Genomic DNA, 14299 nt, shown 5'->3' on the forward strand with positions numbered 1-14299 from the left:
CCATCCGCTCACACGGTGTCGCGATCGGTTGCAGTTGACGTGTGCGGTGACCCGGGCGTCTCTGCTTGCGCGCGGGTGTCCGTCCGGTTCCCGGACGTCGGCGGCTGCGGGGCGACGTCGACGGAGACGTCGATCGAGCTCGACGTCGCGTCGGTGTAGATCACACCTCGCAGTGGCGGAACATCATCATAGTCACGTCCCCATGCGACTGTGACGTGCCTCTCACCGACCAGCGTGTCGTTGGTGGGGTCGAACGCCACCCAGCGACCGTCGGAGGTCGCCACCGCGGCCCACGCGTGGCTGGCGTCGGCGCCGACGACGCGGTCGCGCCCGGGCGGCGGCTCGGTGGCGAGATAGCCCGACACGTACCGCGCCGCGAGTCCCTGACTGCGCAGGCAGGCGACGGCCACCCGCGCGAAGTCCTGGCACACGCCCTCCCGCCGCTGCATGACCGTCGCGACGCGTGTGCTGACGGCCGTCGACCCGGAGCGGTAGGTGAAGTCGGCGTTGATGCGCGCCGTCAGGTCGACGACGACGTCGATCAACGGCCGCCCGGGACGCGTCACGTCCGCGGCGTAGGCACGCACCGCATCGGTGATCTCCGGCGGGTCGAGGTCGAGGGCGAATGCGGTCTCCCGCGGGATCCGGTGCCGGGTGGGACGGTGCGACTCCCACGGCTCGAGGGCGGGCCCCCGCTCGACGAGATCGGCGGGGACGGGGTCGACGTCGACCAGCGAGGTGCCGGTGACCACCAGTCGCCGGTGCGGGGTGCGGACGTGGAAGTAGGTGTCGGCGTTGCCGAACAGGTCGGTCCCGGTCGACCGGTCGGCGGGTTCGGGGTCGACGGTGACCGCGGCGGAGAGGACACGTTGTCCGGGCATGTCCCGCGGCAGCAGGTGGCACCGCCCGAACGACGAGCTGACGACGTCGTCGTAGGAGTAGGTCGTGCGGTGGGTGACGGCGTATCGGCGGGTGCCGGACGCGACCGGCACCACCGTCGCGGTGTCGGGGTTCACGGCAGCTGCGATCGGGCGCCGCCCCAGAGCGGTTGCAGATCCCGCGGCGGCGCGAAGCGGGTACGTCCCAGCAGGTCCGACATCGACCGCGCCCCCTCGGAGAGCCCCGAGAGCAACCGGTCGAGGTCGCGGCGGACGCCGGTGTCGTCGGTGTCGACGAGGTCGGCCACCTCGACCCGGCGGACGTCGGCGACCAGGTCGGCGACGGTGCGCTCCACCCCCGCCGAACGCACCTCGTCGGGCAGTCGGTCCCAGTCGTCGTGCAGCGCGTCGAGTTGGTAGATCACCGACCGGGGGTTGGTCTCGTCCAGCACGGACAACATGATGACCGATCGCAGTCGCAGCACCCCACGGTTGCGTCGTCGGTAGATCACCGCGGACTCGTTGGCCACGAGGAACGCCTCGAGGAGCCCCTGTTCGACATCGGGGTCGGCGCGGTCGACGGCGATGCCCCGCAGGAGTTCGCAGACGAGGACGATGCGTTCGAGTCGGCGGCCGGCATCCATGAAGACCCAGCCCGGGTCGTGCACCATCGAGTCGGCCTGCAGACCCGAGAGGGCGAGCATCCCGTGCAGCATCCGTTCGTGTCCGAGTGCCAGGTCGGACAGGTCGACCGGCGTGCTCTCGCGCAGCTCCGCCATCGCCCGTTCCACGGTGCCGAGCACCATCCACGTGCTCGTCGACATCTGGTCGCGGACGGCGCGGGCGGACGAGGCGAGGCGGTCGAGTGCGTGGGCGATCGTGCCGGGGACGGTCCGGGCGGTGGTCATCGCGGCCAGGACCGACGTCAGGTCGTCCGAGGCGCCGTCGACGAGGTGCGACGTGCCCGTGGCGGCGCCGACCCCTGCGAGGTAGCGCGTCACCACCGCGGTGTCCTCCGCCCGCGGACGGAACCGTTGTGCCTGGTGCCGTTCGGAGGCGACCCGGACCATCCGGACGGTCGCCTCGGTCCGCTCCCCGTACCGACCGAGCCAGAACAGGTCCGCCAGCACGCGCGGTGACAGCGCCGACCGGTCGATCGCGGCACCGGTGCTCGGCACCGAGACGGCGACGGAGGTCTCGGTGACCCGGGCGTCGCCGGCGGGTTCGGGTGCGACGACCCACACGTCCTTGGCGGCGACCGAGCTCATCGCCGCCCCGGCGGCGCCGTCGGCGAGGACCTGCCCGAGTCCGCCGGGCATCACGGTGTACCCCGTGCCGTGGGCGACGGCGAACGTCCGCACCGAGACCGGCGCCGGTCGCAACCGCGAGGTCCCCCGTCCGGACCATCCGACGGAGCTGGGACTGACCGAGAAGTCCGGGACGGCCCGGCCCACCCACTGCCACGAGTCCGCGTCGATGCGCGCGCACAGCTGATCACGGGCGGCGGCGTCGAGCACGGCACCGATGTGGCGTTCGCCGGTGCGGACGTTGTCCACCACCAGATCGGCGACCCGCCGCCGGATCTCCGACGCCCCGAGCGGATCACCCGCCCACCACGTCTCGACGGGTCGCAGGATCAGCTCCTCGTCCAGCAGGGCCGTCGCCAGCTCGGCGGCGACGGTGTGCAGCGCGGGGTTCTCCACGACACCGGCGCCGAGGGTGTTGACGACGGTGACAGCCCCGCGCGCGACCGCCTCCACGAGCCCCGCGACACCCAGTCGGGAGTCGGTGCGCAGGTCCAGCGGATCGCACCAGGCGGCGTCGACGCGGCGGAGCACGACGTCGACGCGTTTGAAGCTGCCCAGTGACCGCATGTAGAGGGCCCCGTTGCGCACCAGGAGGTCCGACCCCTCCACCAGCGGCACCCCGAGCTGCGAGGACACGGCCACCTGATCGAAGTACGTCTCCGACAACGACCCCGGGCTGAGCACCACGATCGTCGGGTCGTCGACACCCGTCGGCGCCGCGTCGACGAGCGCCACCCGCATCGCGGCCGCGAACGAGGTGATGGGCCGCGGCACCACGCGCCCGAACGGCCCGGCGAGCACCCGGGACACGAGACGCCGGTCGGCCATCGCGTAGCCGACTCCCGACGGCGCACCCGCATAGTCGCCCCACACGGCGACCGACCCGTCGGAGAGGCGACCGAGGTCGGCGGCGTGCAGGAACAACGAGCGCGCGCCCGCCGGGGCGCCCGCGGCGACCTTGGGGATCCAGCCGGGGTGGCCGAACACCATCTCCGGTGCGACGAGACCCGACTCGATCGTCCGCTGCGGTCCGTACAGGTCGGCCAGCAGCGCGTCGAGCAGCCGGCAGCGTTGTGCGACACCGGCTTCGACGGTGGCCCACGTGTCACCGTCCAGGACCAGGGGCACGCTGTCCAGCTGCCACCCGACCGGGGTCGCGGGCATGCCCGGGGACCCGCCGACCGGCGTGTAGGTGATCCCCTCGTCGGCGATCATCGCGGACAACCGGGTACCGGTGCGCGACAGACCGGACTCTCCCGACCGGGCGTACGCCTCGACGAGCTCGGACCAGTGCGGACGGATCGCGCCGTCGGCGTCGACGAACTCGTCGTACGGGACGTCCCCGCGCCCGTCGAGGTGGACCCCCCCGTCCGCGTCGAACAGCGCGAACCGGTCGCGTCGGTAGCTCTCCACGACCCCGGCGCCCAGCGCGTCGTCGACAGGTGTCCGGGCCGAATTCACCTCAGGACCGTACGTGCCCGCCGCAGATCGAGGATCCCCGGCACGCCCACGTCGACCGCGAGCCGTGCACGCATCTCGCGCACGGCGGCCACGTCGACCGGTCCGGGGGTGTGTCCGATCGACTCGAACCGCCCGTTACGGCGCGACTCGGCCTCGACCGCGTTGACCGGCGGTCGCTCGTAGGCACGCCCTCCGGGGTGGACCACGTGATAGGTCGCGCCACCGACCGACCGGCCGGAGACGGTGTCGACCAGGTCGAACACGAGCGGGGAGTCGATGGTGATGGACGGGTGCAGCGCGCTCGGCGGCTGCCACGCACGGAACCGCACACCCGCCACCCGCTCACCGGGTCGTTCGGTGGCGGCCAGGGGCACGGGGATCCCGTTGCAGGTCAGCACGAACCGGTCGTCGTCACTGCCGGTGACTCGGACCTGCACCCGTTCCACCGACGAGTCGACGTAGCGCGCGGTCCCGGATCCGGTCGACTCCTCCCCCAGCGTGTTCCACGGTTCGATCGCCCCACGCAGCTCGATCTCGTGACCGCGGATGGCGACGGTGCCGAGCCGGGGGAAACGGAACTCGGTGAAGGGGTCGAGCCAGGCGGTGTCGAAGTCGAGACCGGCCTCGCGCAGGTCCGCTGCCACCGCCGCGATGTCGGCGATGACGTGGTGCGGCAGGAGGTGCCTGCCGTGCAGCTCCGCGCCGTGACGGATGAGACGCCCCCGGAACGGTTGCCGCCAGAACCAGATCACCAGGCAGCGCACCAGCAGCGACTGCACCATCGCCATCCGGTGGTGCGGCGGCATCTCGAAGGCGCGCAGCTCGAGCAGGCCGAGGCGTCCGCGGGCCGAGTCGGGGCTGTAGAGCTTGTCGATGCAGAACTCGGCGCGGTGGGTGTTGCCGGTGATGTCGGTGAGGAGGTGCCGCAGCGCCCGGTCCACCATCCAGGGCGGGGTGGTCCCACCCTGCGACAGCCGGTCGATCTCGGCGAACGCGATCTCGAGTTCGTAGAGCGCGTCCTCCCGTCCCTCGTCGGCGCGAGGTGCCTGCGAGGTGGTCCCGACGAACCGACCGGAGAACAGGTACGACAGCGACGGATGACGCTGCCAGTAGGAGATCATCGACACCAGCAGGTCCGGCCGGCGCAGCAACGGCGAGTGCGCCGGTGTCACGCCGCCGAGGGTGATGTGGTTGCCACCGCCGGTACCTCCGTGGCCGCCGTCGAGATCGAAGGACTCGGTGCCCAGTCGGGCCAGTCGGGCCTGGGCGTACAACTCCTGCAACAGCTCCGACTGTTCGGCGAACGACCCGGTGGGCTGCACGTTGACCTCGATGACACCCGGGTCCGGGGTCACCGAGAGCGACTGCAGCCGCGAGTCCGCCGGCGGCCCGTACCCCTCGACGACGACCGTGTCCCCGGTGGCCACCGCTGCGGCCTCCACCGCCGACACCAGGTCGACGAAGTGCTCGAGCGCCTGGGTCGGCGGGAGGAACGCGTAGAGGACCCCGTCACGGACCTCCACCACGACGGCGGTCCGCGGCAGATGGCGCGGCCTATCGGGTGCGGACGCCGGCGCGGTCTCGGCGGACTGCGCGACGACCGGGGCCGCGGGAGGGCCCGGAGCCCGCAAGGCCGGCGCGGGCGCGGTCGGGTCCGTGTCGAACACCGCCGGCGGGGCGGTCCACGACAGCGAGTCCAGGGGTAGACGCAGACCGGCCGGGGAGGTCCCCGCGGTGAGCACCAGCCGCGACCGCCGGGTGACCCACGGGATGCTCTGCCACGCGGCGTCGTCCTCCGTTCGCCCGATCGGGAGGACCTGCGCGGTCGCGTCGACGATCGGCGCGTCCAGGGCCTCCAGGAGGGCGGCCCGACGCTCCGGCGAGTCGGCGTCGGGGCCGAGGTCCTCGGCACGCGCGTCGTCACCGGCCTGGGGGTCGTCGGCGTCGTCGACGGGCACGCCGACCGGCTTGCGCAGCACCTCGGCGACCGCGACCAGGGGGTCCTCGAACGCCTGCTGCACCGCCGTGCGCGGCACGGACAGCGCCTCGGCGACGGCCTCGGCGAACGCCAGGGCGCGGCCCGCGGTCTCGGCGGTCGGCGCCGATCTCGTGGCCGACATGGACCTCGTCGTGGCGTCGTCGTCGCACCACGGGTCGGCGAGCAGTTCCGGACGTGTCCACAGCGGTTCGCCGTCGGTCCGCCACATCAGCGCGATCTGCCAGCGCGGCAACGGTTCTCCCGGATACCACTTCCCCTGGCTGCGCTGGACCAGCCCCTGCGGCGCATACACCTCGCGGAGCTTCTCGGCGAGCACGGAGGCGCGTCGTCTCTTGTGCGGCCCGTCGGCGGCCGTCGTCCACTCCGGCGAGGTCTGATCGTCGACGGAGACGAAGGTCGGCTCACCGCCCATCGTCAGCTGCACGTCGTAGGTGTCCATCAGGGAGTCCACGTGCGCTCCCAGATCGACGACCCGTTCCCACTGGTCGTCGGTGTAGGGCAGCGTGACCCGCGGGTCCTCGTGGAAGCGGGTGACCGTGTTGGAGAAGTCCATCGTCGCGTGACACGGCCCGGTCGCGCCGGTGATGGGGGCGGCGCCTCCGGGCGCGGGCGTCGCCGCCAGCGGGATGTGTCCCTCGCCGGCGAACAACCCGGACGTGGGGTCCATCCCGACCCACCCCGCGCCGGGCAGGTACACCTCGGTCCAGGCGTGCAGGTCGGTGAAGTCGGCGGCCGGCCCCGACGGGCCGTCGACGGCCGGGATGTCGGAGGTGAGCTGCACCAGGTACCCGGACACGAAACGCGCCGCGAGACCCATCCGCCGGAGGATGGCGACGAGGAGCCACGCGGAGTCACGGCACGACCCGATCGCCGACGACAACGTGTACTCGGGTGACTGCACACCGGCCTCGAGGCGGACGGTGTACCCGATGTCGTCGCGCACGGCGCGGTTCACCGCGACGAGGTGGTCGATGATGCGGGTGCCCGGCGCCGATCGGTGTGCGGCGACCCAGTCCTCGAGCAGCGTCGAGTCCGTCGACCTCTCCGCGTGTCGGCCTGCGGGATCCGCCTCCCGCAGGTACGGCTCGAGGTCGGCGCGCAGGGCGTCGGAGTAGGTGAACCCGACCTCCTCCGCGCTCTCCTCGACGAAGAAGTCGAACGGGTTGACCGCGGTGAGGTCGGCGACGAGGTCGACGGTGATCGTCAGCGACGTCGCCGGCGTCGGGAACACCAATCGTGCCTGGTAGTTGCTGAAGGCGTCCTGCTGCCAGTTGACGAAGTGGTCGTCGGGCTCGACGCGCAGCGAGTACGCCTCGATCGGCGTCCGGGAGTGCGGCGCCGGGCGCAGCCGGACCACATGCGGGTGGATGGTGACCGCCCGGTCGAAGGCGTAGCTCGTGCGGTGTTCGAGGGCGACCTTGATCGTCACGGTCAGCAGTCCTTCCCGGCGCCGGATACGTCTGTCCCACCTCCGGCGGTGTCATCGATCCCACCACAGAATCGGCCCGGTCACCGGTCGAGGTGCTGTGGCGTCACCTGTGGGTGGCGCGCTCGCCGTGGGTGTTTCGCGCCGCACGACGGCGGGCGGCTGCGCGGTGCATCCACAGGACGGCGATGCCCGCCACCACGATCCCCACCATGTTCACCGCGAGCTGGGCCGCGGACTGCCCTGCGACCGACCACTGCCCGAGGGTCGCCGCGATCACCGCGTACCCCGCGGCCGGGACCGTGGTGACCGAGATGAACACCCCGACGAGTGCCGCCGACTTCGACGACACGAGCGACAGCATCCCGGCCGCACCGGCGAGCAGGGCGACGACGAAGGAGAACACACCGACCCGGTAGACGAAGTCGACCTGGTGGGCGGAGGTGATGTCGCCGAGGTCGACCAACCCGGTCACCTCGCCGAGCGCGGCCGCGAGACCGGTCACCACCATCGCGAGCGGGAACCCGACCAGGAGGGCGATCGCCGACCGGCGGGCCAGCCGCGACTGCCCTGCGACCACCCCGACGGCGATCCCGGCCAGCGGCCCGAACTCGGGGCCCACCACCATGGCGCCGACGATGGTGACCGGCGAGTCGGTGACCACGCCGACCGCGGCGAGCAGGCAGGCGATGATGAGGAACGAGACGAACGTGACGTTCAGGGTCGCGTCGTCCCGGGTGCGTTCGGTCAGCTCGTCCCACACGATCGCGTCGTCGGGGTCGCCCGGAGCCTCCCGCTCGGCGCGCGAGGCGGAGTCGGAGAGGACCGTGTCGATCGGCTCCATCGTGACCGCGCCCCGACGGTCGACACCGCGGTCGGTCAGCTCGCCCAGGACGACGTCGGCCGCCTCGCGGGTGACGTCCGCCTCGATCAGGTCACCGGCGGGCTCCACCGCGACACCGGGGCTCACGACGAGATGGGTCACGCCCAGCGCCGTTCGCAGGAAGTCGACGACACCGTCGGACTCGTCGGTGGGGACGATCACCCGCAGGTGGAGCATGCCCCGGGCTGCTCAGCCCTGGGTCGGCGCGGAGGGCGTCGCCTCGGTGCCACCGCGCGGCGCGGGCGCGGCGTCGATGCCCGACTCCTTGCGCTGCGCCGGCGTGATGGGTGCGGGAGCGTCGGTGAGCGGGTCGACGCCGCCACCGGACTTGGGGAAGGCGATGACCTCGCGGATCGACGACTCCCCCGCCAGCAGCGCGGTGATGCGGTCCCACCCGAACGCGATGCCGCCGTGCGGCGGGGCGCCGAAGGAGAACGCGTCGAGCAGGAAGCCGAACTTCTCCTGCGCCTCCTCGGCGCCGATCCCCATGATCGCGAAGACACGCTCCTGCACGTCCCTGCGATGGATACGGATGCTGCCGCCACCGATCTCGTTGCCGTTGCAGACGATGTCGTAGGCGTAGGCGAGCGCCGATCCCGGATCGTCCTCGAGGCTGTCGAGGGACTCGGGCTTGGGCGAGGTGAAGGCGTGGTGCACCGCCGTCCAGGCACCCGACCCGACCGCGACGTCGCCGCCCGCGGTCGCATCGGCGGTGGGCTCGAACAGCGGTGCGTCGACGATCCAGGTGAACGCCCAGGCGTCGGGATCGATGAGGCCCAGGCGTGCGGCGATCTCCCCGCGAGCCGCTCCGAGCAGCGCACGTTGCGCCTTCGCCGGGCCGGCGGCGAAGAAGACACAGTCCCCGGGCTTCGCGCCCACATGAGCGGCCAGACCCTCACGCTCGGCGTCGGACAGGTTCTTCGCGACAGGCCCACCGAGGGTGCCGTCCTCGGCGACGAGGACGTACGCCAGACCCTTGGCGCCGCGCTGTTTGGCCCAGTCCTGCCACGCGTCGAGTGTCCGGCGCGGTTGGCTCGCGCCCCCCGGCATGACGACGGCACCGACGTAGGGCGCCTGGAACACCCGGAACGGGGTGTCGGCGAAGAAGTCCGTGCACTCGACGAGTTCGAGGTCGAACCGCAGGTCGGGCTTGTCGCTGCCGTAGCGCCGCATCGCCTCGGCGTAGGTCATGCGCGGGATCGGCGTCGACACCGTCACGCCGATCAGCGACCACAGCGCGACGAGGATCTCCTCGGCGAGGGCGATCACGTCGTCCTGGTCGACGAAGCTCATCTCGACGTCGAGCTGCGTGAACTCGGGCTGACGGTCCGCGCGGAAATCCTCGTCGCGGTAGCACCGCGCGATCTGGTAGTACCGCTCCATCCCGGCCACCATCAGCAGCTGCTTGAACAACTGCGGGCTCTGCGGGAGCGCGTAGAAGGACCCCGGACGCAGCCGCGCGGGGACCAGGAAGTCGCGGGCACCCTCCGGCGTCGAGCGGGTCAGGGTGGGGGTCTCGATCTCCACGAAGTCGTGGTCGGCGAGGACACCACGAGCCGCGGCGTTCACCTTCGACCGCAGACGCAGGGCGTTCCCGGGACCGTCACGACGCAGGTCGAGGTAGCGGTAGCGCAGCCGCGCCTCCTCGCCCGGTGTCTCGTCGAGTTGGAACGGCAGCGGCGCCGAGGCGTTGAGCACCTCGAGCTCGGTGGCGTTGATCTCGATCGCTCCGGAGTCGAGCGATGCGTTCTCGCTGCCCTCGGGTCGGACCTCGACGTCGCCGACCACACGGACGCAGAACTCTGCGCGCAGACGGTGGGCCGCCTCGGCGACGGCCTCGTCGCGGAAGACGACTTGGACCAGGCCGGTGCTGTCCCGCAGATCGATGAACACCACGCCACCGTGGTCGCGGCGACGTGCCACCCAGCCGACGACCGTCACCGAGCCCCCGGCGTCGGCGGCGCGGAGGGATCCGGCGGAATGGGTGCGCAGCACGTGCGTCCTCTCTCGAGATTGTCCCGGGGCAGCGGCGGTCGGCCCCACGGCGCCGCTCATCCTACGTACGATCAGATGTCCGACTCGACGGCCGTCGGCCACGCGGGGTGGTCGGGCACATCCGGTGAAGGGGTGGCATGACATTCCAGGGAGACGGCCCGCTCGACACGAGCGGCGTGTCCGGCGGTGGCGGCGGAGGACGTGGCCGGATCGCGCTCGGCGGCGGCGCGGGGTTGATCGTCGCCATCGTCGCGGTGCTATTCGGGGTGAACCCCGGCGACATCCTCGGCGGCGACGGCGGCTCGTCCACACCCGGTCAGGGCACCACGAACCAGGCGATCCAGCAGCGGATCGACAGCTGCACCATCGCGAAGGCCAACTCCGACACCATCTGTCGCATCGTCGCGACCACCAACAGCCTCGACGAGGTGTGGCCGACCCTGGTGCGCGGCTACACGAAACCGGCGACCGTCATCTTCGCCGACGCCGTCTCCACCGACGGGTGCGGTTCGGCGACGTCGTCGGTCGGACCGTTCTACTGCCCGGGCGACCGCACCGCCTACTTCGACCCCACCTTCTTCACCACGCTGTCCGATCAGCTCGGCGGCAGCAACGGCCCGCTGGCCCAGGAGTACGTGGTGGCGCACGAGTTCGGCCACCACGTGCAGAACCTCATGGGCACCATGGCGCAGGCCCAGCGTCTCGGATCGCGCGGGCCCACCTCGGGGTCGGTCCGCCTCGAACTGCAAGCCGACTGTTACGCCGGGGTGTGGGCTGATCACGCGGACAAGGGCCCGGACGCCATGCTCGCTCCGATCAGTCAGGAACAGATCTCGGAGGTCATCCAGACCGCCAAGGCCATCGGCGACGACACCCTGTCGGGACGAAACGACTCCGAGGGGTGGACGCACGGATCGGCCGCGCAGCGTGTCCGCTGGTTCACGACCGGCTACCGCTCCGGCGACCCCGCCGCGTGCGACACGTTCGCCGCCCGCACCCTGTAGGCCAACCCGCACCCGACCACCGATCCCCGACCTCGAGGAGGAGCTCCGCCGTGAGCACGCCCACCCGCACCCCGACCGAGGTGGACGCGGTCGCCGAGGACCACCTCGCACGTGTCTGCGCCGCGGACCCCATCACCGCGACCGATCTCGGCGTCCCCGGGCACGACTCGCTGCTCACCGACTTCTCGCCGGCGGCGGTGGCCGACCGCACCGAGATCGCGCGGGACACCCTGCGCCGGCTGGCGCAGGTGACACCCGTCGACGACGTCGACCGGGTCACGATCGCCTCGATGACCGACCAACTCCGACGGGGTGTCGCCGTCGACGAGGCCGGGCTGCGGGTCGGCGAGATCAACGTCATCGCCTCGCCACTGCAGTCCATCCGCGACGTGTTCGACCTGATGCCGGTGGACGACGAGGCCGCACGCGGTGCCGTCCTCGCGCGGGTGACCGCCATCCCCACCGCGATCGACACGGTGATCGCCGGTCTCGATCACCGGGTGTCCGCCGGACCGTCGATCGCCCGCCGCCAGGTCGAGCTCGTGGCAGACCAGTGCGAGACAGCTGCCGACGCGGTGCGGGCCACCGTCGACCGGGTCACCGCCGCCGACCCCTCGATGGGCCGACACCTCGATCTGTCGCTCGCCGCGGCCGCCGAGGCGTTCGCACGACTGCAGCGTCATCTGCGCGAGGACGTCGCCGGCCGCGCGGACTCGGCCGACGCGGTCGGGCGGGACCGGTACCGCCTGCATTCCGCCGAGTTCGTCGGCACCGACATCGATCCCGACGAGGCCTACGCCTGGGGACTGGACCACCTCGCCGAGATCGTCGCCGAACAGGAGACCCTCGCCGAGCGCATCGCGCCGGGTGCGGGTGTCGCCGGTGCGCTCGCGGCCCTCGACGACGACCCGCGGTACCGCGTCACCGACCGCGACGCGTTCGTCGGGTGGATGCAGGAACTCTCCGACCGGTCGCTGGACGCGGTGCGCGACACCCACTTCGAGATTCCCGACAACCTGACGGCACTGCAGTGCATGCTCGCACCGTCGGCCACCGGGATCATCTACTACACCGCGCCCAGCGAGGACATGCGCCGTCCCGGCCGCATGTGGTGGTCGGTGCCGCCGGAGCAGGACGTGTTCCACACCTGGCAGGAGACGACCACCGTCTTCCACGAGGGTGTGCCGGGCCACCACCTGCAGATCGGGTCGGCGATGGTGAGCCCGGAACTCAACCGGTGGCGCAAGCTGGCCTCCTTCACCTCGGGCCACGGCGAGGGATGGGCCCTCTACGCCGAACGCCTCATGGCCGACCTCGGCTGGCTCGACGACGACGGCGACCGGATGGGCATGCTGGACTCGCAGCGGCTGCGCGCGGCGCGGGTCGTCGTCGACATCGGGGTGCACTGCGGCCTGCGCGCCCCCGACTCCGTCGGCGGCGGGGTGTGGGACGCCGACAAGGCGTGGACGTTCCTGTCCGAGGCGGTGGCGATGGACCGTTCGGTGCTGCGTTTCGAGCGCAACCGCTACCTGGGATGGCCCGGTCAGGCGCCGTCGTACGCACTCGGCCAGCGGGTGTGGGAGCAGGCCCGCGACGAGTTCCGCGCCACCCACCCGGGCGGATCACTCAAGGAGTTCCACACGCGCGCACTGCGTCTCGGCGGCGTCAGTCTCGACGTGTTGCGCGCGGAACTGATCGGGGCGTGACCGCGGTCCTGCACCTCGTCGACGTCGGCGCATCCCGCGGCAACCGCGTGCTGTTCGACGGCCTCGATCTCGTCGTGGCGCCGGGTGACGTGGTGGGACTCGTCGGGGCGAACGGTGCCGGCAAGTCGACGTTGCTCGACATCATCGCCGGCCGCGCCGACCTCGACCGCACCGGCACCGTGTCCGTCACCCCACCCGACGCGACGATCGGCCTGCTGAGCCAGGAGGTCGACCGACTCCCCGGTGAGGCCGTGCGCGATTTCCTCGCCCGCCGGACCGGTGTGACCGCCGCGCAGGAGGCGATGGACGCCGCCGCCGCATCGCTGGCCGACGTCTCCGGCGACGACGACCCCTACACGCCGGCGCTGGAGCGGTGGCTGGCGCTCGGCGGCGCCGACCTCGACGACCGCGTCGCCGGGGTCGTCGCGGACGTCGGACTCGACGTGCCCGTCGACACGGCCATGACCGCGTTGTCCGGCGGTCAGGCCGCGCGCGCCGGTCTCGCCGCGATCCTGTTGTCCCGCTTCGACGTCCTGCTGCTCGACGAGCCCACCAACGACCTCGACCTCGCGGGACTCGCCCGGCTCGAACGGTTCGTGCAGGACTCGACCGCGGCGATGGTGGTCGTCAGCCACGACCGCGAGTTCCTCGCCCGCTGCGCCACCGGCATCGTCGAACTCGACCGCGCGCAGCAGACCATCGCCGCCTACTCCGGTGGATACGAGGCGTACCTCGCCGAGCGCGCGGTCGCGCGGCGTCATGCGCGGGAGCGGTTCGAGGAGTACGCCGACACGCGCAGTTCCCTGGAGGAACGCGCTCGGACGCAACGCAACTGGATGGAACACGGGGTCCGCAACGCCCGGCGCAAGGCGACCGACAACGACACCGTCTCCCGCAAGCATCGCGCGGAGTCGACCGAGAAGCAGGCGGCCAAGGCGCGGCAGACCCAACGCCGCATCGAACGACTCGAGGTGGTCGAGGAGCCACGCAAGGAGTGGGAGCTGCGGATGGAGATCGCCCGCGCCCCCCGCGGCGGCGGTGTCGTCGCCACCCTGCACGACGTCGTCGTCGCCCGGGGGCGCTTCACCCTCGGGCCCGTCAACACCGCCGTCGATGCCGGCGACCGGATCCTGCTGACCGGGCCGAACGGTTCGGGGAAGTCGACACTGTTGTCGGTGCTGCTGGGACGCACGGCCCCCGACCGGGGATCGGTCACCACCGGGTCGGGTGTCGAGGTCGGCGAGATCGACCAGGCGCGTGGGGCGTTCACCGGACCGCAGTCGCTCTCGGAGGCCTTCTGGGCGCAGGTGCCCGACTGGACCGATGCCGACGTCCGCACACTCCTCGCGAAGTTCGGTCTGCGCGGCGACGACGCGCTCCGCCGCGCGGACGACCTGTCGCCCGGGGAACGCACCCGGGCCGGACTCGCGCTGCTCCAGGCGCGCGGGGTCAACCTGTTGGTCCTCGACGAACCCACCAACCACCTCGACCTGCCCGCCATCGAGCAACTCGAGTCGGCGTTGGACACCTTCGACGGCACCCTGGTGCTGGTCACGCACGACCGCCGCATGCTCGACACCGTGCGCGCCACCCGACGCTGGACGATGGACGCCGGCCGTCTCGACGACAGCCTGGTCTGA

The 14299-nt window shown here is 71.9% G+C and carries 8 protein-coding genes; 3 read left to right on the forward strand and 5 right to left on the reverse strand.

The annotated features are described in order from the left end of the window. Window positions 1-8: 8 nt before the first annotated feature. The 5 genes from ACXVUM_RS17670 to aspS all read right to left on the reverse strand — a co-directional run bounded on the left by ACXVUM_RS17670 (window position 9) and on the right by aspS (window position 9949). Window positions 9-1016, reverse strand: a complete 1008-nt coding sequence (locus ACXVUM_RS17670) for a transglutaminase family protein (RefSeq protein ID WP_458523228.1) — start codon at window positions 1014-1016, stop codon at window positions 9-11. Beyond that, window positions 1013-3646, reverse strand: coding sequence for a circularly permuted type 2 ATP-grasp protein (locus ACXVUM_RS17675; RefSeq protein WP_458523229.1), 2634 nt, complete (start codon window positions 3644-3646; stop codon window positions 1013-1015). The genes ACXVUM_RS17670 and ACXVUM_RS17675 overlap by 4 nt, the downstream gene beginning before the upstream one ends. Continuing rightward, a complete protein-coding gene (locus tag ACXVUM_RS17680) occupies window positions 3643-7074 on the reverse strand; it encodes a transglutaminase family protein (RefSeq protein ID WP_458523230.1) in 3432 nt (1143 codons plus the stop codon). Before ACXVUM_RS17680 ends, ACXVUM_RS17675 begins: the two co-directional genes overlap by 4 nt. 103 nt (window positions 7075-7177) lie before the next feature. Further along, window positions 7178-8131, reverse strand: coding sequence for a TIGR00341 family protein (locus ACXVUM_RS17685; RefSeq protein ID WP_458523231.1), 954 nt, complete (start codon window positions 8129-8131; stop codon window positions 7178-7180). Between the two features lie 12 nt (window positions 8132-8143). Next, entirely contained in the window at window positions 8144-9949 is a 1806-nt protein-coding gene (gene aspS / locus ACXVUM_RS17690) for an aspartate--tRNA ligase (RefSeq protein ID WP_458523232.1), read from the reverse strand. A gap of 137 nt (window positions 9950-10086) precedes the next feature. Between aspS and ypfJ the strand changes: the two genes are divergently transcribed. Genes ypfJ through ACXVUM_RS17705 form a run of 3 tightly spaced genes read left to right on the forward strand, consistent with a single transcriptional unit; the run spans window position 10087 to window position 14299 of the window. Next, entirely contained in the window at window positions 10087-10953 is an 867-nt protein-coding gene (gene ypfJ, locus ACXVUM_RS17695; RefSeq protein ID WP_458523233.1) for a KPN_02809 family neutral zinc metallopeptidase, read from the forward strand. A 50-nt stretch (window positions 10954-11003) separates the two neighbouring features. After that, complete coding sequence (locus tag ACXVUM_RS17700; protein ID WP_458523234.1) at window positions 11004-12659, forward strand: DUF885 domain-containing protein; 1656 nt, start codon at window positions 11004-11006, stop codon at window positions 12657-12659. Then, entirely contained in the window at window positions 12656-14299 is a 1644-nt protein-coding gene (locus ACXVUM_RS17705; RefSeq protein WP_458523235.1) for an ABC-F family ATP-binding cassette domain-containing protein, read from the forward strand. The genes ACXVUM_RS17700 and ACXVUM_RS17705 overlap by 4 nt, the downstream gene beginning before the upstream one ends.

The sequence above is a fragment of the Williamsia sp. SKLECPSW1 genome, assembly GCF_054332755.1.

Bases quoted from the DNA above. Each gene is read 5' to 3' on its own strand.
- ACXVUM_RS17685 (WP_458523231.1), bottom strand. From the start codon at position 8,131: ATGCTCCACCTGCGGGTGATCGTCCCCACCGACGAGTCCGACGGTGTC.
- ypfJ (WP_458523233.1), top strand. From the start codon at position 10,087: ATGACATTCCAGGGAGACGGCCCGCTCGACACGAGCGGCGTGTCCGGC.